Genomic DNA, 20,910 nt, shown 5'->3' on the forward strand with positions numbered 1-20,910 from the left:
AATAAAAAGAAAAAGAAGCTATGCTAAAGTTAACCAAGTTCTAGTGCTTGATTTTAGCTTAACTTCTTTTTTTGTTTAGTTGGTATGTAGGTTAATAATTTGAGAACCGTGAAGTTCTTTGGCTTTTAAAAAGGCAGCAATCGTTTCAGCATTTTCAAATGTGATACCGCCACCAGGCAGGATGATTATTCTTTGATTAGCATAAGAAATTAAATCATTTAAATATTCTAAATTTTGAGTAATCGGTGTCGTTAATGGCCCTCCATGAGTTAAAATCCGATCAACACCATGTTCCACTAACCAGTCAATCGCTTGAAATTGATATTCTTTAGGCATATCATCAAATGCCATATGGAAAGTGACTTGCATTCCTTCAGCAGCAGCTAAGAGGCAAGAGAGAGCTTCCTCATCTAACCAGCCTTCTTCATTTAGACAACCAATGACGACTCCATCAATCCCTAATTGGTGAGCTTGAAAGATATCGTGTTCCATGATTTTAACTTCGATGTCGTTATAAACAAAGTTACCTCCTCGTGGTCTGATAAGTTGCATGATAGAAACGTTTTGTTCGTCACAGTATTTTTTAGTTTCAATTAAAACACCTTTACTAACGGTTGTTCCACCAACGGTTAAGTTGTCACAGAGTTCGATTCGTTTAGCTCCTGCAGCAATCGCTCGAGGAATTTGCGTCATGTTTTCAGCACAAAATTCTTTAATGATCATTTTTTTGCCAACCTTTCTTTCTATTATTCTGTTCCAAGTATACCGTAAAAACTATAAAATAGTACAAAGCAAGGTGTTTTATATGCTATGATAGCACTAAGAAAAAAAGGGATAGTGATGAGATGTTAAAAAAGAAAATAGAATATGGACAAGAATTTTTAGAAGACTATGCCACTTATTTTAGTTGTCCTAAGTGTCATCAATCCATGTGTTTTAAGGAGCCTTCAAGTTTAGTTTGTGTCGCAGGACATCGCTTTGATTTGTCAAAAAAAGGAACGCTCCATTTTCCAAATCGTCACATGACAAGTGATTACGATCAAGAGATGTTGGTTGCCCGTCGTCAAATGATTAGGGCTGGTTTGTATCAACCTATAATAGAGTATCTGGAAACTATATTACCCATAGAAGCGCAAGAATCTATAGTTGAATTTGGTTGTGGAGAGGGTAGTTTTTTAAAAGAATGGCTTACGCAAGTTAATTTTAAAGGAATGGCTAGTGGTTTTGATTTATCTAAAGACGGCGTCCAGTTAGCGAGTGATTATAACCAACAGGCTTTTTGGTTTGTTGGAGATGTCACTCAAGTTCCATTCAAAGCACATTCACTTGATTTTATTTTAAATATGTTATCACCCGTAGCATATGATGAAATTAAGCGTGTTTTAAAACCAAAAGGGACTTTTGTGAAAATTATTCCAGAAAGTGGTTATTTACAAGAATTAAGAACTCTTTTTTATCAAGAACACCCGGAAAAATTGAACTATTCGAATGAAAAAACCTATCAAAAATTTACAGAACAGTTAAAAAAAGTTAATGAACATCGTCTGACGTATACCTTTCCCATTGTCGAAACAAATGTCGAGGCCGTGTTAAAGATGTCTCCTTTGCATTGGGGGGCAAGTGAAGCCGCTCGCTTAACAGCACGAAAAACGAAGTTAACGTCAATAACCGTTGATGTAACGGTTCTATTCGGACGAATTTAAAATAATAATAAACAAGGGTTGCTCTTTTTTTGTCAAGATGTTACAATGGCTTCAAGTCAATTTCAGCGGTTTTTATCAGATTCCTGTTCTGATAAAAGTTGATGAAAATGACCTTCATCAACGTAACGACTCGCAGTGAAATGACACCGAGGCGATACGTTTTTTTTTATGTTAAAAATTAAAAAAGTTAATAAATAGAAAGAAGATAAATCAATGAATCATATCGTATTATTTGAACCTCAAATACCAGCTAATACAGGTAATATTGCCAGAACATGTGCGGCAACGAATACGCCGTTACACTTAATAGAACCACTAGGATTCTCAACGGATGATAAACATTTAAAAAGAGCGGGTTTAGATTATTGGCATGATGTTAATATTAAATATTATCCTGATTTAGCCACTTTTTTACAAACGATTGAAGGAGAAGCTCTTCATCTAATTACTAAATTTGCTCGTCAGACCTATAGTGAGGCTGACTTTAATGATGGGCGGGATCACTATTTTATCTTTGGAAAAGAGACAACCGGTTTGCCAGAAGATTTTATGCGTGAACGTGAAGAAGATTGTCTAAGAATACCAATGAATGATGAGCATGTCCGCTCACTTAACTTATCCAACACTGCAGCTTTAGTGATTTATGAAGCATTACGTCAACAAAGTTTCAAAGGACTTGAGAAACTGCATATTTACGAGAATGATAAATTAAGCTAGGAGGAAAAAAAGTGAAACTTTATTTTGTTCGACATGGAAAGACCCAATGGAATCAAGAAATGCGTCTACAAGGAATGTACGGAGATTCTCCCTTATTACCTGAAAGTTATGCAGAAATTACCGCATTAGGTAACTATCTAAAAGAAGTTCCTTTTGAGGCTTGCTATTGTAGTCCGCTATTGCGAGCAAAAGAAACGGCTGAAGGGATTTTAAAAGAAGCAAATCAGCCTGTAGTCCCAATTTTTATTGAAGAGTTAAGAGAACTTGGCTTTGGTCAATTAGAAGGGGAAAAAATTAGTACGAGTAAGCAGCGTTTTCCGCACGAAATGTGGGCATTACGTCATCAGCCTAATGAGTATCAACCAGAAGTTTTTGGGGGAGAGTCTTACGAAGGTATGCTTTCTCGAATGACGCAACAGGTAAAACAAATGATGCTGGAAACGAAAGAAGGTCCGCTTCTAATTGTAAGCCATGGTGCAGCCCTAACAGGTACGATTCAAACATTGATAGGCAAATCATTAGCTCATGTGCGCGAACAAGGTGGGCTTGATAACAATAGCCTTACGATATTAGATTATCAGGATTCAACTTTTCATTTATTGAGTTGGAACGAAACTCATTTTTTATAAAAAGAAAGGTGACCTAATCTAATAGGAGGTGCAAAATAACGGTGTTGAATGAACGGGCCGAAGAGACAAACCCTTTTATAGATGGGCAAGTCCAAGCTGTTTTTTATGAAAATCCAAGTAATTTTTATAAAGTAATGTTAGTCAAAATTATTGAAACAAGTTTAGAATTTGCGGAAACAGAAATTGTTGTGACGGGGACTTTTGGAGAAATTCAAGAAGAGGAAAATTATCGTTTTTTTGGTAGTCTGATTGATCATCCAAGATATGGTAATCAATTTCAAGTTGAACGATATGAAAAAAATAAACCAACTTCAAATGCAGGGTTAATTAATTATTTATCGAGCGCAAAATTCCCTGGAATTGGTAAGAAAACCGCAGAGTCTATTGTCGAAACGCTCGGTTTAGATGCCATCGATCAAATTATAAGTGATGTGAGTTGTTTAAAAAAAGTTCCGGGATTAAATGAAAAGAAGCAAGCAACGTTGGCAAGTGCGGTGCAAGAAAATTATGGGTTAGAACAAATTGTGATTGGGTTGAACCAGTATGGTTTTGGGAACCAAATTGCGTTTAATATTTATCACTTTTATAAAGCAGAAACATTGAAAATTATTTCAGAAAATCCTTATCAGTTGGTTGAAGATATTGAAGGGATTGGTTTTAAAAAGGCGGATAATTTAGCAGAACAATTGGGAATTCAAGCGGATTCGCCAAAACGTATTCGAGCGGCCATTTTTCATGAGCTTTTTCAAGAGTCAATGAATTCTGGCAATACCTATTTGGAAGCGAAACAATTATTAGAATTAGCGATAACGACTTTAGAAAATAGTCGTCAAGTGGCATTAAATCCAGAACAGGTCGCAGACGAAATTATCAATTTAGCAGAAGAAGGTAAGATTATTCAAGAAGGAACAAAATTATATGAAAAATCCCTTTATTTTTCTGAGGTAGGAATTGCAACGTCAATCCAACGAATGCTAAAAAACAATAAAAAACTATCCTATAAAGAAAAAGAAATTGAAAAAACGTTAACTTTGATTGAGAAAAATGAAGCCATCGTATACGGTGAGTCTCAACGATCAGCAATCAAAGAAGCGATTACCTCCCAGTTTTTTATTTTAACTGGAGGACCTGGAACTGGGAAAACAACGGTTATTAATGGTATCGTTAATTTATATGCTGAACTAAATGGATTATCTCTTAATCTTGAAGATTATACGCAAAAGGTTTTCCCAATTCTTTTGGCAGCACCAACGGGTCGAGCAGCTAAAAGAATGAACGAAACAACCGGATTACCCGCGAGTACAATTCATCGACTTTTAGGTTTAACGGGACGTGAAAAAGAAGGCAGTGAAGAGCCCAAAGAAATTGAAGGCGGCTTATTGATCGTTGATGAATTATCAATGGTGGACACTTGGCTAGCGAATACGTTACTTAAGTCGTTACCTAATAATATTCAAGTCATTTTTGTAGGAGATAAAGACCAGTTACCCTCAGTTGGCCCAGGGCAAGTTTTAACGGATTTATTAGCCATTAAAGAAATACCCAAGCGTGAGTTACTCGATATTTATCGTCAAGAAGATGGCTCAACTATTATTTCACTTGCTCATGGGATTAAAACTGGGGTTGTTCCTGAGGATTTAACACAAAATAAAAAAGATCGCTCTTTTATTCGCTGTTCAGTCAATCAGATGGAATCTGTCGTCGAACAAATTGTGATACGTGCACAAGAAAAAGGTTTTGCGGCGAAGGACATGCAAGTATTGGCTCCAATGTATCGGGGAAAAGCGGGAATTGATCAACTAAATTATTTAATGCAGGCGATTTTGAATCCAAATCCAGACGGAATGCGTAAAGAAGTCAAGTGGATTGATAAAGTCTATCGAATTGGTGATAAAATTTTACATTTGGTGAATAGTCCTGAAGTCAATGTTTTTAATGGTGACATTGGTGAAATTATCGGGATTAATTTAGCAAAAGAAACGGATGACAAAGTAGATGAGTTGGTTTTACGTTTTGATGAAACAGAAATTGTTTATAAACGTAACGAATGGAATAAAATTACGTTAGCGTATAGTTGTTCGATCCATAAGGCTCAGGGAAGTGAGTTTAAAATGGTGATTTTGCCGATGGTACGACAATACGGTCGAATGCTCCAACGCAAGTTACTCTATACAGCTGTCACACGGAGTAAGGATTTATTAATCCTTTTAGGTGAACCAGAAGCTTATCAATATGCTATTGAGAAAGAGTTGAAGGAACGGCAAACATCGTTAAAGGAACGAATTTTAGAAGATGATTTACTATCGTTGAACGAAGCGAGTTTGCTGGTGACGACAACAAAAGAAGTCGTAACAAACGAGAACTCTTCCATCGAAACAGAGAAGAACTTATCTTATCAATTGACTTGTCAACTCGTTGAGAGTTTAACGATTGATCCAATGATTGGGATGGACTCAAAGACGCCATTTGATTTTTTATAAAAAAATAAAAAGCGTTGTGAACAAGCTTAAATGCTGATCACAACGCTTTTTTAAAACCAAAAAAGATGATTAATAATTGAAAAATTAATATCGATAGGTGCTTTTCTAAGTTCCTCACCATCAATTTGCCCAAACTCATGGCTTTCAGATTCGAGTCGTAATTCTCTTGCTCGGAATTGATGAACATGTTTTGACGTGAGATGTGTTTTTTTGATTAGTTTAGCAACTAAGTTCATAATTTTAGGTAGGGCTATTTTTTCAACAATGACTAAATTTAACTCTTCTTTAAAAGCTGAGGCGGTAGGGTCAATCGCTAAGCCACCTCCAAAGTAAGGATGGTTCGTGACCGTACATAAATAGGCTTTTTTAAAATGATGTTGCTTTCCATCAACTGTGATGGTTAGTGGAAATCCTTTTTGTTTTAAAATAATTCCAGTAGCGGCAGATAAGTAGGATAAGGCACCTAAATCAACGTGGTTCAATTGCGATTTCATCTGTGATGCATTTGCTGCACGAACGACAGCCGCATCAAGCCCGACACCTAAATTATTTAAACCGATGTATTCCTTTTGTGTTTGATTTAAGAAACTTCGAATCAAAAAGAGCAAGGTTGGTTTAGGTGCATGAATAATTTGTTCGACTGCTTTTAGTGGGTCGTTAGGTATACCAACTCCGCGAGCAAAATCATTACCAGAACCACCAGGGATATAAGCAACCGGAATTTTAGGATAGTTTTTAAGTGTATTAATCACACCGTGTAAAGTACCATCGCCACCCAAAACGACCAGCAAAGGGAATTTAGCAGCATTAGTTTTTTCGTTGGAGTAGGGAATTAACGTTTGCTTAAGAAGCTGTTGCACGATTGTTTTTTCGCCACCCGCATGTTCAGTATAATAACAATAATAATCAATCTTATGTTCTTCTAATTGTTCTAAAATTTGGGGTAAAATACGTTCCGCTTTACCTGCACCCGCTTTTTTATTAATTAAAAGATGCCATTCAAACGTTTGCATCGACTCACTCCTTTTTTCTACTTATTTATCATAGCCTAAAACACAAATAAAAACGAATGATTTCTACTAAAAAATCAAATTAATTTCATTTTTAATTGTATTCTGTCTTTTAAGTGTAAACCGTTTTCATAGATTGGTTCAGAATAATTTTTTATAAAAAAATCAGGATCAATCTGATACATACGAAAACCAAGTTTTTGATAGAGGTAGAGTTGATGAAAACTGGTAGAGCCCGTTGCAATTTTTAATGTAGTAACGTTATGTTGGAGCGTCCACTTTTTTGAAAACTCAATAAACTGTGTTGCGTATCCTTGTCTTTGAAATTTTTCAGCAATGGAAAGGTTGATAATCTCAATAGAATCGAGTTGCTTAAGTAAAACTAAAACGCCAACGAGCTCATCTTCTAGGCTATATTCAAAGCAAAGGCCATTTTTAAGATAGCGCTGAACTAATTCATTTGAGGGATCAGCTGCTAATAATAAGTCAAAGTGATCTTTTGTAATAACTGTTATTTTGTTAATTTGGTTTCCCATGTTTGACCTCCTGACTATTTTTGAATAACTTTAGTTTAGCAGAAAAATGAAAACTTACCAAAATTTTTTGACAAATAAACGGCTAAAGCGTATCATAAGTATCGTTGTGTCAAAGCAACCGCAGTTCGCTCATACCATCCTGCGTAATAAAACTAGGAGGAGGAAAGAAATGGAAAAGACAGTAGAAACAAGTCGAACAAGACTGTTAGTAGCTAATGCTTTAATCGCTGCAATTTATATTGTATTAACATTTGCAGTTAAGCCATTCGCCCAAGGAGCAGTACAATTAAGGATTTCAGAAAGTTTAAATCATCTTGTAGTCTTTAATCGTAAGTTATTGTGGGGAGTGTTTGGAGGCGTATTTATTTATAATATGCTTTTCTCAGGTTGGCTCGATGTTTTGTTTGGTGGTGGACAAACCTTAATCGCTCTTTTGATCACAGCGGCTTCGGCCAAGTGGATTAAAAATGAGGTTAAACGGATGGTTTTTAACACAGCCGTATTTTCGGTAACTATGGTTTTTATTGCAATAATGATTTCAATTATGAACAATCAATCCATTGGATCGCCTTTTTTTTGGGCAACATATGGTTCGCTTGCTTTAAGTGAAGCCGTTATGATGGGAATATCAATTCCAGTCATGCAATTAGTTAACCGTTCTGTTCACTTTGATAAATTTTAAAACTAAAAAGTACTCGCAACACGATAAAGATGTTGACCTTTTTCGGAGTGATGGATAAAAACTTTAAACGTTTTTATCCGTCACTCCTTTTGTTTTTTTATAAAATAGAATTTTCTTCTTCTTAATTTTAATATAAATAATCAAAGAAAGTTAGTGTTACCCAAAGAGTGTAAGATTGGCTTAAATACAGTACGAGATAAGGTTCTTCGCTTTACAAAGAATTATATTTCTTGTAAATTATATAAAATAAGTGTAAATGTTAGTGTTTTATTTAGAGGAGTGATGATGTGGAATTATTAGGTACGATTATTTTAATCTTAGTGAGTACTAAGTTGTTTGGTCAATTAGCTATTCGTTTGGAACAACCAGCGGTGCTAGGTAAATTATTGATAGGTATTATTATAGGGCCTGCTGTTTTAGGTTGGGTTAATGATTCAGCTGTTTTTCAAGAATTTTCCAATATTGGAGTTTTATTATTAATGTTTCTTGCAGGTCTGGAAACGGACGCTGAACAGTTAAAAGAAAACTGGAAACCATCTGTAGCTGTGGCTGTTTTAGGTATTATCTTGCCTTTTGTCAGTGCTTTTGGAGTTGGTAGTTTTTATCATTTTGACTTGGCGCACTCGGTCTTTTTAGGAGTTTTATTTTCAGCAACATCTGTTAGTATAACTGTTCGAGTTTTAAAAGAGATGTCTGTTATGAAGACAAAAGAATCAACGACTATTCTAGGTGCCGCTGTTGTTGATGATATTTTGGTTGTGACACTGCTAGCTTTTGTCATGTCCTTTATGGGTGAGGGAACTGCTAGTGTTTCTATTCCCATGCTGCTATTGAAGAAAGTCATCTTTTTTGTGGTTGCTTTTGTTGTGGGTGTCTATGTTATTCCACTCTTTTTAAGAGTCGTTTCTAAGTTTAAAGTAACAGTTCCTTTGACAACGGGTGCTTTAATTATTTGCTTTGCCTACGCTTACTTTGGCGAAATGCTAGGAATGGCAGGGATTATAGGAACCTTTTTAGCGGGACTCTTTATATCGCAAACAAAATATAAAGAAGAAGTGGAACATAGTGTTGATCCAATTGCAAATTCTTTATTTGTTCCTTTTTTCTATGTTAGTGTGGGATTGAGTATTTCTTTTGTTGGCGTTTCAAGTCAGATTGGCTTCTTAGTCATATGTACAGTGGTTGCGATAGTCTCTAAACTATTTGGTGGCTTCTTAGGGGCTCGTTTGACCGGATTTGATAAAAATTCTTCCTTGGCAATAGGTTCAGGAATGATTTCACGTGGAGAAGTTGCTTTGATTATTGCAACAACCGGTTTAAATACTGGGTTATTAGCAAAAGACTATTATACGACGGTTGTCATCTCTGTCATTTTAACGACTTTAATAGCTCCCCCAATTTTAAAAAAGTATTTTAGAAAAATTAAAACAAGCATATAAGAACACGAGGTTAAACTCAAACTCTCAAAATAGACCCCCTGAAATCGATTTTTAACTAATTGATTTTAGGGGGTCTATTTTATTAATTGAGTAGTTGAAATTTTAACAGTTAATTTTATTTTTGAAGATAATGAACTCTTTTATATGGTTAGCTTGTTTTAGTCAGCTTTTCTATCGTTAATTATTTCTGTTAAATAGTCTTAAAAAGAGGGGAGGAGCTGAGAGAAAAGGTAGGTTTATTTTGAGAGTTTGTTATAATTAAAAGATAAAGAGAAAAAGGATGTGACCAATATGAGTTATGTAGAAGTTAAAAATGTGTCTAAACGTTATCAAATGGGCGAAACAACGATTATTGCTAATAATAATATATCCTTTTCAATCGAAAAAGGTGAATTTGTCGTGATATTGGGACCTAGTGGTGCGGGTAAATCGACGGTTTTAAATATTTTAGGGGGAATGGATAGTTGTGATGAAGGCGAAATCTTAATTGACGGTGTTGATATTGCTAAATACCGTGCGAAGCAATTAACGCAATACCGTCGATTAGATGTAGGGTTTGTTTTTCAGTTTTATAATTTAGTACCGAACTTAACCGCTCGTGAAAATGTCGAATTAGCGTCTCAAGTAGCGCCTAACGCATTAGATGTAGATGAAGTTTTAAAGATGGTTAGTTTGGAAGAGCGGATGCAAAATTTTCCAGCCCAACTTTCTGGCGGTGAACAACAACGAGTAGCGATTGCCCGAGCGTTAGGAAAAAACCCGAAATTATTACTATGTGATGAACCAACGGGAGCGCTTGATTATGAAACGGGAAAACAAGTTTTGAGTATTTTGGAAGCAACTTGTCGTGATTATGAAACGACAGTGATTGTTATCACTCATAATTCTGAAATTGCTAAGATGGCGGATCGAGTCATTCGAATTAATGATGCTCAGGTCCGAAGCGTTGAAATGAATGAACATCCCGTTTCTGCACAAGAGATTTCATGGTAGAAGGAGGATACATTTATGAAAAAAGCACTAAATCGCTCAATCATTCGTGAGATTTATCAATCAAAGGCTCGATTTTTATCCATTTTATTAATTATTTTATTAGGTGTTTGTTTTTATGCTGGAATTAAAGCAACAGGTCCTGATATGTTGAATACGGCGAGTGATTATTATCAAGAACAGCATTTAATGGATACGAAAATAACATCACCACTTGGACTGGATGATGAGGATTTAAATTTGGTTAAAGAATTAAAAGAAGTGGGTCAAGCTGAAGCGGGCTATAGTCTAGATATTAATCAAGTAGACAAGAATCAAGTGATTCATTTGATGTCTTATCAGTTGAATGATAAAAAGAGTCTAAATCAACCCGTACTTACAAAAGGAAGACTACCAAAAAAATCAGGAGAAATAGTATTAGATCAACGTGCACTTGATTTAAAGCAGTACCAAGTAGGCGATACGATTGATTTTGAAAAAGCAGAAGGCAATGAAAAATTAACTGAAAAAAATATCAAGTGGTTGGATTTGTTAATTCACCGTTGTATATTGATCGTATTTCTAGAGGAAATACGATGGTGGGAAAAGGTTCCATTGATTATTTTGCTTTGGTTCCTTTTGAAGATTTTTCGTTAGAGGAGTATACAGAGTTGTATATTCAATATCGTCAGACCACTAAAAAAAATAGTTATAGCTCAAGTTATAAAAAAGAAGTTGAACAAGCAGAAAATAAAGTAAAAGCGCAATTAGAAAAAGTTGCCCAAAATAAAAATAAGAAACAAGTGGAACAGTTTATTGAAGCAGAAAGGAAATTAAAAGCAGGACGTTTAGAGTTAACTCAAGCCAAAAGTGAGTTGGTGGTAAAGCAAAAAGAACTCGAACAAACGAAAAAACAATTAGTCGCATTAGGAACTACTGAAGCGACTTTACCTGAGGAGTTGAAAAAGTCTGAGGAACAATTAAAGGCTGGATTAGCGGAGATAGAGAGTAAAAGTGTAGAATTGGCTAAACAGGAGTCTGAGTTAAAAGAGAATAAGGACCTATTTGAACAGTTAGACGCAGAAAAATATACTTATCTGACCCGTGATTCTGACACAGCTTATGCTGAGTATCAAGATAATGCCGATCGTTTATCATCGATTGCAACTGTCTTTCCTGTTTTCTTTTTTATGATTGCGGCATTAATCAGTTTAACCACGATGACGCGAATGGTGGATGAAAAAAGGAATGAAATTGGCGCTCTGAAAGCGTTAGGTTATACGAATTGGGAAATAGCACAAAAATTTATCGTCTATGCGGTAAGTGCGAGTTTACTAGGGAGTCTTCTTGGTTTAGTGATTGGTTATCATGTCTTTCCGACCGTTATTTATAATGCCTACCGGAGTTTATATAACTTGCCAGATATTGTTATAACTTATTATTGGAGCTATTCCCTACAATCAGTACTTGTTGCCTTAGCCTGTACTTTAATCTCAGCTTTAGTTGTTTTACGTGTTGATTTATTGAGTACTCCAGCGTCACTATTACGTCCTAAGGCACCCAAACCAGGAAAACGAATTTTATTAGAGCGAATAACTTGGTTATGGAAAAAGATGAATTTTAATCAAAAGGTGACCGCACGAAATTTATTTCGTTATAAACAACGGATGTTAATGACCGTTTTAGGTATTGCCGGTTGTACTGCGATGATTGTTACCGGTTTTGGAATCAAAGATGCCATAGGTGATATCGTCGATTTACAGTTCTCTAAAATTTGGCATTATGATGCGAGTATCATTTTAAACACAGATATTACTGCACCAGACAGCGAAGCGTATTTAAAAGAGCGTGATGAACTAAGTGGTCTAAAAGAACATTTAGCACTGTCACAGCGAAGGATTAAAGTTTCAAAACCAGGAGTTAATACACAAGAAGTCACTCTGGATACTCCAGAAAATGTTGAAGAATTATCAAAATTTGTTGTCTTTAAAGATCGAGAAACACAAAAAAATTATAAACTATCTGATGAAGGGGTCATTATTAATGAAAAACTAGCACAATTGATGACACTGAAATCAGGAGATAACATTGAAATTGAGGACGGAGCGGGTAAGAGATACCAAGTTAAGGTTCAACAAATTGTTGAAAATTATGCACTACATTTTATGTATATGACGCCGACTTACTATGAGAAAATTTTTGATGAGAAACCTGAATACAATGCTGATTTATTGAAATTTAAATCAACTTTAACTAAAAATGAAGAAGAAGAAGTAGCCCAGAAATTAATGAAGGTTGACCATGTCGTCAATGTTGGTTATACGAGTGATATTGGAAAACAAATGGATGATACGATGGGAAGTCTTAATATTGTTGTCTGGGTCTTAATTGTTTCCGCGGCCCTTTTAGCTTTTATCGTTCTTTATAATCTAACGAATATCAATATATCTGAACGGATACGTGAGCTTTCGACGATTAAAGTACTAGGTTTTTATGATCGAGAAGTGACGCTGTATATTTATCGAGAAAACAATATATTGACGGCACTAGGGATTTTATTAGGTTGGGTTTTAGGAAAATTATTACATACATTTGTTTTGAAGACAGCAGAAGTTGATGTTATGATGTTTCCGCCGATTATACACCCGATTAGTTATGCTTATGCAGCAGGGTTAACGGTTTTATTTTCATTAATTGTGATGTTTTTCATGCATCGGAAATTAAAACATGTTGATATGATCGAAGCCTTAAAATCTGTTGATTAAAGAGAGAAGTAAACAAGTTTAGGTAAATAAAGCGAGGCGGTCAAAAAGACCGCCTCGCTTTATCTTATTTTTTTTTAGTTTGTGCATTTTTTTGGAATTGTTCGATTAAATTTAAGGTATAATCGATATTACCTGAAGCTTCTTCAGTCAGTAATAAAATAGAGCCATTATTTCGTTCAATAATTGAAGCCGGATTAGAGCCTTCATCAATTACATCAGCTACAGAGGTTGGATCCAGACTTTGATAGAATATTTCTTCTTGTTCTAGGCCTGTTGTTAGAAAGAGGATCAGTGCTTCATAGTTATTTTCAATAATTGATAAACTATTGTAAATAACTTGTAGTTGTTTGTTATCAACATCGACTGCTTTTTTAGAAATAATTTTATCCAGAGTTTTACCTAAATTTTTAAGTTCCTTTTGATAGGAAGATAGATTATCTAAAATGAGGGAACGTTTCTCAACATTTTTATAAGTTCGTCCTAATTCCTCTTCGAAAAAACCTGGGTTTTCTTGTTCTTTAAGATCTTTTTCGATATCTTTCTCAAGTTGTCGAGTCAGTTCTGACAATTGAGTCATTTCTTTTTCTTGTAGTTCTAAAGTACTCGAAATTTCAGTGGTTGCTGTTACTGATTGATCTAATTCTTGGGTTATGCCACAGCCAGCTAAAATAAAGAGACCAATAACTTGAAACATCCAAAATTTACTAGATTTCAAATGCAAATCCCCCCTTATATAAGTTCTATCATATACGAAAATATAAAATTGGGCTAGTGTTTGATAGAAAGTAAAGGTTATTTTTTACTAAAAAATTAAAGAGAAAGTAGGGATGCTTAATGAAAATAGGATTGAGGACTTTTAAAACGGCGATTTCAGCTGTTTTAGCTATTCTTTTAGCAGAGTCGTTGGGCTTAACTACTCCGGCGACAGCAGGTATTATAGCTGTTTTAAGCGTAACAAATACAAAGAAGTCATCTTTTAAAATTGGAATTGGGCGTTTAGTTGCTTTCGTGATTGCTTTATTAATCGCAACGATTTGCTACCAAATCATCGGTTTCAATGCATTTGCATTTGGTTTTTATTTACTTTTGTATATTCCAATCGCAGTTCGTTTGAATTTTTCGGAAGCAATCGTAGTTAATTCTGTTTTAATGACTCATTTTTTAGCGGCAAAAGAAGTAAGCGAAGCTCTTATCTTTAATGCATTTGGCCTCTTAGTAATTGGTGTAGGACTCGCACTTTTAGCCAACTTGTATATTCCAAGTCAAACAAAATGGCTTGAGGAAAATGTCAAAACAGTAGATGAAACCATTCAGTTTTTATTAAAAAAAATGGCATCTTCGATTTTAAATAAAAGTAGTCGTCTCGATTGTGAATTAGTTTTAGAAGGTTTAGCTAAAAGTATTGCACAAGGAGAAGAACCAGCGCGACGTCAGATGGAAAATCAATTATTAACAGTAGATAACTATCATTTCAATTATTTTCAAATGCGTCGCATGCAGTGGTCGATTTTAGAAGACATGTTGGGTCGAATAAAAAAACTCGATATTGATAAAAAACATGCTCACTTTTTAGTTGAATTCATGGAACATTTAGCCCAAGAGTATGGTGAAGAAAATGATGGTTTGCGTTTAAAAGAAGAGGTCGTTAAGCTATCAAATTATTATCAAAAACAAGCTTTACCTCAAACAAGAAATGAATTTGAAAATCGAGCGCATCTTTTTCAATTATTACATGATTTAGAAGCTTTTATTGATATAAAAATTAATTTTAGCTTATTATTAAGAGATTAAAAACAAATCGAAAGATGAAAGATGATTTTATTGAGCAAAGAAGGTAAAATAGAGATAATTGGAGTGAAAAAAAATAAGAAAGGATTGGTATCATGCATCAAGCCATTGTTAATATTATGATTGATCGTATTCAAGAGCAATTTTTTAGTGAGAAACTTTTTAGTAGTCAATATCTTGATATTTCTTATCAAGAATGGGTCGATTGGAAGTTGGGTAGGCAAGCACTACCCGCCGATAAAATGCAAAAATTAAAAAATCTTTTTTCTGATTATGAATGGATGTTGATTCAAAAAATAGCGCGTCAAACTATCATTTTCCCAGAAAAAAGAAATTTTATTGTTTCTGAATACAAACGTTTAAAAGCGAGTATCGCTAAAAGTTGGATTAAATCTGGTTTAGCAAAAGCAGAGTTAATTACGAAGCAACGTGGTTCAAACTTAAATGGGGATGAAGCAAATAAGCGAAACTATGTTAATTTAAGAGTCAGTGTTAATTATCAAGAATGGGGATATGATGATATACTAGAGTTCTTCATGCCAGAAATTATTCAACAACAGATTGTGGAAGCACAGTTAGATTTGTTAGAATGGGTAGATGAGAATTTAAGTGAAACTTATATGGAGAAACGTTTAAGGGATGATGCAGAAGATTAGTATGGTTCAATCATCTTGTTGTGGTTGTGAGTTGAGCAATAAAGAAGAAGTAGGTAAATGAATGGTAAAAAAAAATAACAAAAGTTATCGCTCAAAGAAAAAAGGGGGAGCCCCTTTTATTTCGAGTGCCTTAATTATTTTAATTGGTCTTTTTGTTTTTGCATTTACATTGAATCGGTTATTTGACCGTCAAGAAGTGCGTGTGCAACCGGATAATAATCCAGTTGAAACACAAGAAGCTTTTATTGAAGCTTTATTACCAACAGCTACAAAACTGCAACAAGATTACGGGATTTTACCAAGTATTGTGATTGGTCAAGCCATCCTTGAATCAGATTGGGGTAAAAGTGAATTAAGTGCTAAATATAATAATTTATTTGGAATCAAAGCGTTTGGACCAAATGATCAATCAGTAAAGTTAAAAACACAAGAGTACAAAAATGGTAAATGGGTGACGGTAGATGCTGAATTTAAAGTTTACCCGAGTTGGGAAGAGTGTTTAATCGATCATACTAAACTTTTTGTAAATGGTGTGGACTGGGATCCTTACCTTTACCAAGGCGTTTTAATGGCGGATAATTATCGAACAGCAGCCAAAGCTTTACAAGTTGCAGGTTATGCGACAGATCCGACATATGCGAAAAAAATTATTGAAGTGATCGAAACCTATAAATTAAATCAATACGATTGAGTCGATAGGTGTTGTAGGGGGAAAAGGATGAAGAATGAAAAGTTTGTACCAGAAATTATTACTGATTTAAAGAAAGATATTTTAAAAGTCCCAAGTGTTATTCGAGAGTGTTCAGGAATTCGTATTTTTGGCCGTCGAATTAAATCGATTTGTTATTCAACAGATATTGCAATTATAAAAAATATTGATGCAGATGCGGTGATCGCAGTGTATCCTTTTACGCCACACCCAGCAATTACTCGTTGTATTGTTGAAGTTGCAGATGTACCAGTTTTTTCTGGAGTTGGTGGTGGGTTAACACAAGGCCATCGCTCGGTTAATATGAGCATGTTTGCGGAGGCAAATGGTTCTTTAGGAGTTGTTGTTAATGCACCAACGCCCAAAGAAACCATCCATGAAATTGCTCAAGTGATTGATATACCAATCATTGGCACGGTGACGTCTTCTTTTACCAATATCGAAGAGAAATTGTCCGCTGGGGTGAAAATTTTAAATGTCAGTGGGGGAAAGGAAACGGCTAGTATTGTTCGAGAAATTCGTAAAACACACCCACAGGTACCTATTATGGCAACAGGGGGACCAACGGACGCCTCAATTTTAGAAACAATTCAAGCAGGAGCCAACGCAATTACTTATACAGCTCCAACTAACGGCTATTTGTTTAGTAAAAAGATGGAAGTTTATCGTGAAAAAGAGAAAGGTTAAGTAGTTCATCGAACCTTAAAATAGATAACTCTCGTTAAGTATAGAATGATAGGAAGTACAAACTAATATGAAAACTAAGCAAAAAAAAAGAACACAACATTTTTTTATTTTCGTTTTTTTGTTAATTTTTCTAATCATCATTTTATTATTAGGTTTCATCGTACCACAAGTAAAGAGTTTCAAAATTCCTGATAATAGTATGTACCATCAATTGGTTAAGGGAGAGCATATCATTTATAAAGAAAATTTCATCCCGCAACGATTTAACATTGTTTTGGTTAAGCATCAGGATGAGATAATTCCTTTGCGCATTATTGGTCTGCCTGGTGATGAAGTGAAAATGTTAGAGGATACTTTATTAATAAACAAACAAGAGTATAGAGAACCCTATTTAAAAGAAAATTTTTTAAATTATAAAGCAGAAGCTAAAAACTATAAAAATGTTTATACGGAAAATTTTGACATGCGTAATATTCATGGGTCGAGTGCTCAAACGTTAACGATCCCTCAGAATAATTATTTAGTTTTAGGAGATAATCGGCGCCAAGTGAAAGATAGTCGTGACTTTGGTCTTGTGAGCCGTGATCAATTAAAAGGGGTAACCTTGATCCGCTACTATCCATTGAAAAAAATGGGGCCATTGTCTTAAAATGAAATAAACAAACAGAAAAGAGGGGATGACAATGAAACCTGTATTGATTATTGCAGGTTCGGATACATTAAGTGGCGGAGGGCTTCAGGCAGATGTACGGACGTTTCAACGTTTTGAAATCCCTTCTTGTCAAATTTTAACTTGTATTGTAACAGTTCCCTCTGATACTGGGGAAGTGGATATTTATGATATGCCGCTGTCCCTTTTTGAAAAGGAACTAGCATCACTTGGAGATGGTTCACAGTTTTCAGGAATAAAAGTTGGAATGTTAGCTAACTTAGAAATTGCTAAACAAGTGAGTTTGTTTTTAAAAAAAATAGTGGTCGATATTCCAATTGTGATTGACCCAGTTTTAGCGCTAAAAGAATCTGGTTTTGGAATGAGTACAGAAATCGTTCACTTTTTTAAACAAGAATTATTACCACTTGCAACAGTGATCACCCCTAATCTACATGAGGCTGAGTTATTATCAAATCATCAGGGAATTGAAACTATTGCTGAAATGGAACAGGTGGCACAAGAGTTACACCAAGCTAATATTGCTAACATCGTGATTAAAGGAGGTCTTCGTTTTCCAGGAGATGAAGCACTCGATTTACTTTGGAGTAATCAACAGTTGACTCTTTTTAAACAACGAAAGTTAGCAAATTATCATAATAATGGAGCCGGGTGTACGTTTGCCTCTGCGATTACGGTTGGTTTGATTCAAGGGAAGACATTGATACAATCAGTCGCTCAAGCCAAGAGTTTTGTATATCAAGCCATTGAGCAAGGGATTCCTTTTTTACCTGAATTAGGTAACGTTTGGCAAGGTTTCAAAGAAATATAAACTTTGTATTTATTTTAAACAACGAATCAGCTACACTAGTATTGGGAAGTTAAAAAAAGAAAGAGGTAATGATATGAATTTAGTTCGTCAACAAGAATTTGTGCAATCTTTTCATTACGATGCTTTACCAAAAGAGCACGAAGAAGAGACCGCTATTAACGTTAGCTTAAACCCATTTCCAATTGAAGAAGGAGCGCCACTAGATCCTGAAAAAGATTCTATTCTAGGTTTGAGAATCGAGTTCAAAATTGTTCTTGATAAGATGGTTTTGAATGGAGATGTTGCTCAGTTTGTTCAATTACGTGATCAAAAGGTTGAAAAAATTGAAGATTTATCTCAAGAAGAAATCAATGAACTGGTTAGACCTTTGTTTATCTTAATTGAAAGATTAGCGTATGAAGTAACTGAAATTGCTCTTGACGCTCCAGGCGTTCAATTAAACTTCTCACCAGAAGAATAGATGATAAAGGGTCTGTGATGAAACCATCGTGTTTATCACAGACCTTTTAAATTAAGATAAATTAGTCATTTTTTTATGAATTATAATGAGAAGACTGTTATTTTTATTTGAGTTTAGTCAAAAAAACAGTTTAAATTATGATACAATTTAGTTAAAATGACTAATAATAGTATGCAAGTTGACGTTAGTGAGGGATTAAACGATGACTGTGTTAAGAAAAGAGGGCTAGTGATGCTTAATTCAAATAATCGAGTAACAAGCCGCTTGTTTAGCAAAGAACGCAAACATGCGACTGAAACCAGCGAAATTATTCTTTCAGGTATAACCAATAGTCGGTTTGAAAATCAATTAGAGTTAAGTTGGGTCAATACCAATCAATTAGACAAATCCTACATTGTCATTGCTTGTCAGGTAATGCTAAATGAATGGAACCGATTATTTAAAGAATATAAGATTTTTAGAGCTTTTTTAGATTATAGTAAGGATTCGACGACATCTTTTTATATGACTTTTGAAATACCACATCCTTTAGACAAAGCTGAAATTAAAGGCTTGGTTTCTTCTGCTGTTCGTTTAGTTGAAAGCTGCTTAGTCCGAGTGAGTGAACGTTTAGATGAAAATCCATCGTCAGTTGAAGAAGGTATGATTTCACCTGAAAATTATTCAGTGAATGAAATTGAATTCGATGACCAACTAGAAGTTTATCAAGGTGAAGTTGCTTCAAACTTGGATGAACAAGAATGGATGATTGCCCAAAGTAGTATTATTAATGATAAATGGAAAGATGAAAGTTTACGTTTGCAACAATTAGCACAAAACTATTTGAGAGAACTAACACAAGAAAAACTTGAAAAAGATGAAATCATTCAGCGCAATCAGGCGTTAGTTAAAAAAGTTAAAGAAATGAAAGTGATTAATCGTAAGTTAGATCAAGCAAACTTAGCTTTAATTGATGCCTTGAAGAAAGCACAAGTTGAGCAATATAAAGTTGAAGAAGTGACTCAGTTAGAAGCAAAAATGACGGAACAAGCTTTAGAAGTATTAGACATTAAGGAAGAAAAAGCCATTCAAAATCAATATCAAGAAAAATTGGTTCAAGAAAACAAGCATTATCAAGAAGTGATTGATAAATTAGTGGCTGAAAAAGAAAAGATTGTATTAGAAGCTCAGTTAAATGTTAAACAACTTGAGGATGAATTAACTCATGTTCAAAAGCAGACTTTTGTCGATGGTAGTGAGCAAAAGAAAGTCATTGTACAACAACGCTTGTTACGCGAACGTGAAACAGAATTGAAAAGGGAAGTATCGGATTTAAATCAAAAGCTATATAAAGTGACGACCTCGTTTAATGAGCAATCAGAAGTGATTGATAATAAACAAGAAATTCTTGATAAATTACAAGATACTGTTTGGAAGTTAGAGCGAGAAGTAAGTGAGTGGAAAAGAAAGCATGAGTACACACAGACCCAACTTTCTCAAGAAAAAGAGCAAAATGAAGAGTATGTGGTTAAATGGGAACATAGTTATGAACGAATGGCACAAACCGTTGTCGCTTTAAAGAAAAAGGCCGAGAGTTATCAACAATTACTTCATTCAATCAGCCAAAAACTTCAAGAATTAGAATTTGATATTAAACCATTAAATATTAATCATACTCCGTACAATGTGGAAGAAAATGTTGCAAATGAAATTCCATTGACTATCGAAGAATTAACGGATTTAGATGACCATTACGAGCCAGATACATTAAAAAAAGAAACAGTAATGAATGAAGTGATTCAAAAAATGACAGAGGATCAAAGTGATTTTGAGCGATCGGTTCGTAATCTTTTTCAAAAATCGATGAATCCTTCGTTGGAGGAAGTAAAATTATCTGAGGAAGAATATGCCCTTCATATGGCGGAAATTACTTACCTACCCATGAGATGGAATAAAATCTATCAAATTAATTTACCGAATAAAAACATGGAGTTCTTAAAATGGTGTTTACCATATATTAAGGATTTAGAAGAGTTTTGGCAACAATTGGGAGTTTTAGTAAAGCAACCTTTATTTGACAGTAAGGTTGTTATTATGGATGATAGAACATTGGTATTACTTCAAGGTTATAGTAAGTTATCGACTTATTTAGATACTTATTATGTGAAACCAGCGCAGTATACCGAACAATATTTGAATAATAAGGGGACTAATTAAAAA

21 protein-coding genes are annotated in these 20,910 nt (G+C 34.6%); 17 read left to right on the top strand and 4 right to left on the bottom strand.

Annotation, left to right across the window (positions count from 1 at the left end):
* Positions 1–75 precede the first annotated feature (75 nt).
* Positions 76–720 carry a copper homeostasis protein CutC gene (locus ACTJFD_RS03105; protein ID WP_442259780.1) on the bottom strand — a complete coding sequence of 215 codons (645 nt, stop codon included), beginning with the start codon at positions 718–720 and terminating at the stop codon, positions 76–78.
* 125 nt (positions 721–845) lie between these two features.
* Here ACTJFD_RS03105 and ACTJFD_RS03110 point away from each other — a divergent pair, with 125 nt between their 5' ends.
* The 4 genes from ACTJFD_RS03110 to recD2 all read left to right on the top strand — a co-directional run bounded on the left by ACTJFD_RS03110 (position 846) and on the right by recD2 (position 5,529).
* Positions 846–1,703 carry a methyltransferase domain-containing protein gene (locus ACTJFD_RS03110; RefSeq protein ID WP_442259638.1) on the top strand — a complete coding sequence of 286 codons (858 nt, stop codon included), beginning with the start codon at positions 846–848 and terminating at the stop codon, positions 1,701–1,703.
* 213 nt (positions 1,704–1,916) lie between these two features.
* A complete protein-coding gene (gene trmL, locus ACTJFD_RS03115) occupies positions 1,917–2,420 on the top strand; it encodes a tRNA (uridine(34)/cytosine(34)/5-carboxymethylaminomethyluridine(34)-2'-O)-methyltransferase TrmL (RefSeq protein ID WP_442259639.1) in 504 nt (167 codons plus the stop codon).
* 11 nt (positions 2,421–2,431) lie between these two features.
* Positions 2,432–3,049, top strand: coding sequence for a histidine phosphatase family protein (locus ACTJFD_RS03120; protein WP_442259640.1), 618 nt, complete (start codon positions 2,432–2,434; stop codon positions 3,047–3,049).
* A gap of 41 nt (positions 3,050–3,090) precedes the next feature.
* The gene (recD2, locus tag ACTJFD_RS03125) at positions 3,091–5,529 is read left to right on the top strand and encodes an SF1B family DNA helicase RecD2 (protein ID WP_442259641.1); all 2,439 of its coding nucleotides are present in this window, start codon (positions 3,091–3,093) and stop codon (positions 5,527–5,529) included.
* 50 nt (positions 5,530–5,579) lie between these two features.
* Here recD2 and ACTJFD_RS03130 read toward each other — a convergent pair whose 3' ends face one another.
* Together ACTJFD_RS03130 and ACTJFD_RS03135 are read right to left on the bottom strand one after the other, a co-directional pair.
* On the bottom strand, positions 5,580–6,542 hold the full coding sequence (locus tag ACTJFD_RS03130) for a diacylglycerol/lipid kinase family protein (protein ID WP_442259642.1): 963 nt from the start codon (positions 6,540–6,542) through the stop codon (positions 5,580–5,582).
* 74 nt (positions 6,543–6,616) lie between these two features.
* Entirely contained in the window at positions 6,617–7,075 is a 459-nt protein-coding gene (locus tag ACTJFD_RS03135; RefSeq protein ID WP_442259643.1) for a GNAT family N-acetyltransferase, read from the bottom strand.
* Positions 7,076–7,244: 169 nt separating this feature from the next.
* Between ACTJFD_RS03135 and ACTJFD_RS03140 the strand changes: the two genes are divergently transcribed.
* The 5 genes from ACTJFD_RS03140 (at position 7,245) to ACTJFD_RS03160 (ending at position 12,930) form a co-directional block, all read left to right on the top strand.
* Positions 7,245–7,757, top strand: a complete 513-nt coding sequence (locus tag ACTJFD_RS03140) for a QueT transporter family protein (protein ID WP_442259644.1) — start codon at positions 7,245–7,247, stop codon at positions 7,755–7,757.
* A 287-nt stretch (positions 7,758–8,044) separates the two neighbouring features.
* Positions 8,045–9,196 carry a cation:proton antiporter gene (locus ACTJFD_RS03145; protein WP_442259645.1) on the top strand — a complete coding sequence of 384 codons (1,152 nt, stop codon included), beginning with the start codon at positions 8,045–8,047 and terminating at the stop codon, positions 9,194–9,196.
* Between the two features lie 291 nt (positions 9,197–9,487).
* The gene (locus ACTJFD_RS03150; protein WP_442259646.1) at positions 9,488–10,189 is read left to right on the top strand and encodes an ABC transporter ATP-binding protein; all 702 of its coding nucleotides are present in this window, start codon (positions 9,488–9,490) and stop codon (positions 10,187–10,189) included.
* 15 nt (positions 10,190–10,204) lie between these two features.
* Positions 10,205–10,822 carry a hypothetical protein gene (locus ACTJFD_RS03155; RefSeq protein ID WP_442259647.1) on the top strand — a complete coding sequence of 206 codons (618 nt, stop codon included), beginning with the start codon at positions 10,205–10,207 and terminating at the stop codon, positions 10,820–10,822.
* Complete coding sequence (locus ACTJFD_RS03160; RefSeq protein WP_442259648.1) at positions 10,762–12,930, top strand: FtsX-like permease family protein; 2,169 nt, start codon at positions 10,762–10,764, stop codon at positions 12,928–12,930. Before ACTJFD_RS03155 ends, ACTJFD_RS03160 begins: the two co-directional genes overlap by 61 nt.
* Positions 12,931–12,994: 64 nt before the next feature.
* On the opposite strand, the gene ACTJFD_RS03165 is transcribed toward ACTJFD_RS03160, so the two are convergent.
* Entirely contained in the window at positions 12,995–13,645 is a 651-nt protein-coding gene (locus ACTJFD_RS03165) for a hypothetical protein (protein ID WP_442259649.1), read from the bottom strand.
* Positions 13,646–13,764: 119 nt separating this feature from the next.
* On the opposite strand from ACTJFD_RS03165, the gene ACTJFD_RS03170 reads away from it, so the two are divergent.
* The 8 genes from ACTJFD_RS03170 to ACTJFD_RS03205 all read left to right on the top strand — a co-directional run bounded on the left by ACTJFD_RS03170 (position 13,765) and on the right by ACTJFD_RS03205 (position 20,907).
* Complete coding sequence (locus ACTJFD_RS03170) at positions 13,765–14,721, top strand: aromatic acid exporter family protein (protein WP_442259650.1); 957 nt, start codon at positions 13,765–13,767, stop codon at positions 14,719–14,721.
* A 92-nt stretch (positions 14,722–14,813) separates the two neighbouring features.
* On the top strand, positions 14,814–15,374 hold the full coding sequence (locus tag ACTJFD_RS03175) for a hypothetical protein (protein WP_442259651.1): 561 nt from the start codon (positions 14,814–14,816) through the stop codon (positions 15,372–15,374).
* A gap of 61 nt (positions 15,375–15,435) precedes the next feature.
* The gene (locus ACTJFD_RS03180) at positions 15,436–16,065 is read left to right on the top strand and encodes a glycoside hydrolase family 73 protein (RefSeq protein WP_442259652.1); all 630 of its coding nucleotides are present in this window, start codon (positions 15,436–15,438) and stop codon (positions 16,063–16,065) included.
* Between the two features lie 27 nt (positions 16,066–16,092).
* The gene (locus ACTJFD_RS03185) at positions 16,093–16,770 is read left to right on the top strand and encodes a hydrolase (protein WP_442259653.1); all 678 of its coding nucleotides are present in this window, start codon (positions 16,093–16,095) and stop codon (positions 16,768–16,770) included.
* 67 nt (positions 16,771–16,837) lie between these two features.
* Positions 16,838–17,419: a signal peptidase I gene (gene lepB / locus ACTJFD_RS03190; protein ID WP_442259654.1), complete on the top strand. Its 582-nt coding sequence runs from the start codon at positions 16,838–16,840 to the stop codon at positions 17,417–17,419.
* 34 nt (positions 17,420–17,453) lie between these two features.
* The gene (locus tag ACTJFD_RS03195) at positions 17,454–18,251 is read left to right on the top strand and encodes a hydroxymethylpyrimidine/phosphomethylpyrimidine kinase (protein WP_442259655.1); all 798 of its coding nucleotides are present in this window, start codon (positions 17,454–17,456) and stop codon (positions 18,249–18,251) included.
* Between the two features lie 73 nt (positions 18,252–18,324).
* A complete protein-coding gene (locus ACTJFD_RS03200; RefSeq protein WP_442259656.1) occupies positions 18,325–18,711 on the top strand; it encodes a DUF1149 family protein in 387 nt (128 codons plus the stop codon).
* Between the two features lie 231 nt (positions 18,712–18,942).
* Positions 18,943–20,907: a hypothetical protein gene (locus tag ACTJFD_RS03205; protein ID WP_442259657.1), complete on the top strand. Its 1,965-nt coding sequence runs from the start codon at positions 18,943–18,945 to the stop codon at positions 20,905–20,907.
* Positions 20,908–20,910 lie beyond the last annotated feature (3 nt).

The sequence above is a fragment of the Vagococcus sp. genome (assembly GCF_052102835.1).
In the GTDB taxonomy this organism is placed as follows: Bacteria; Bacillota; Bacilli; order Lactobacillales; family Vagococcaceae; genus Vagococcus.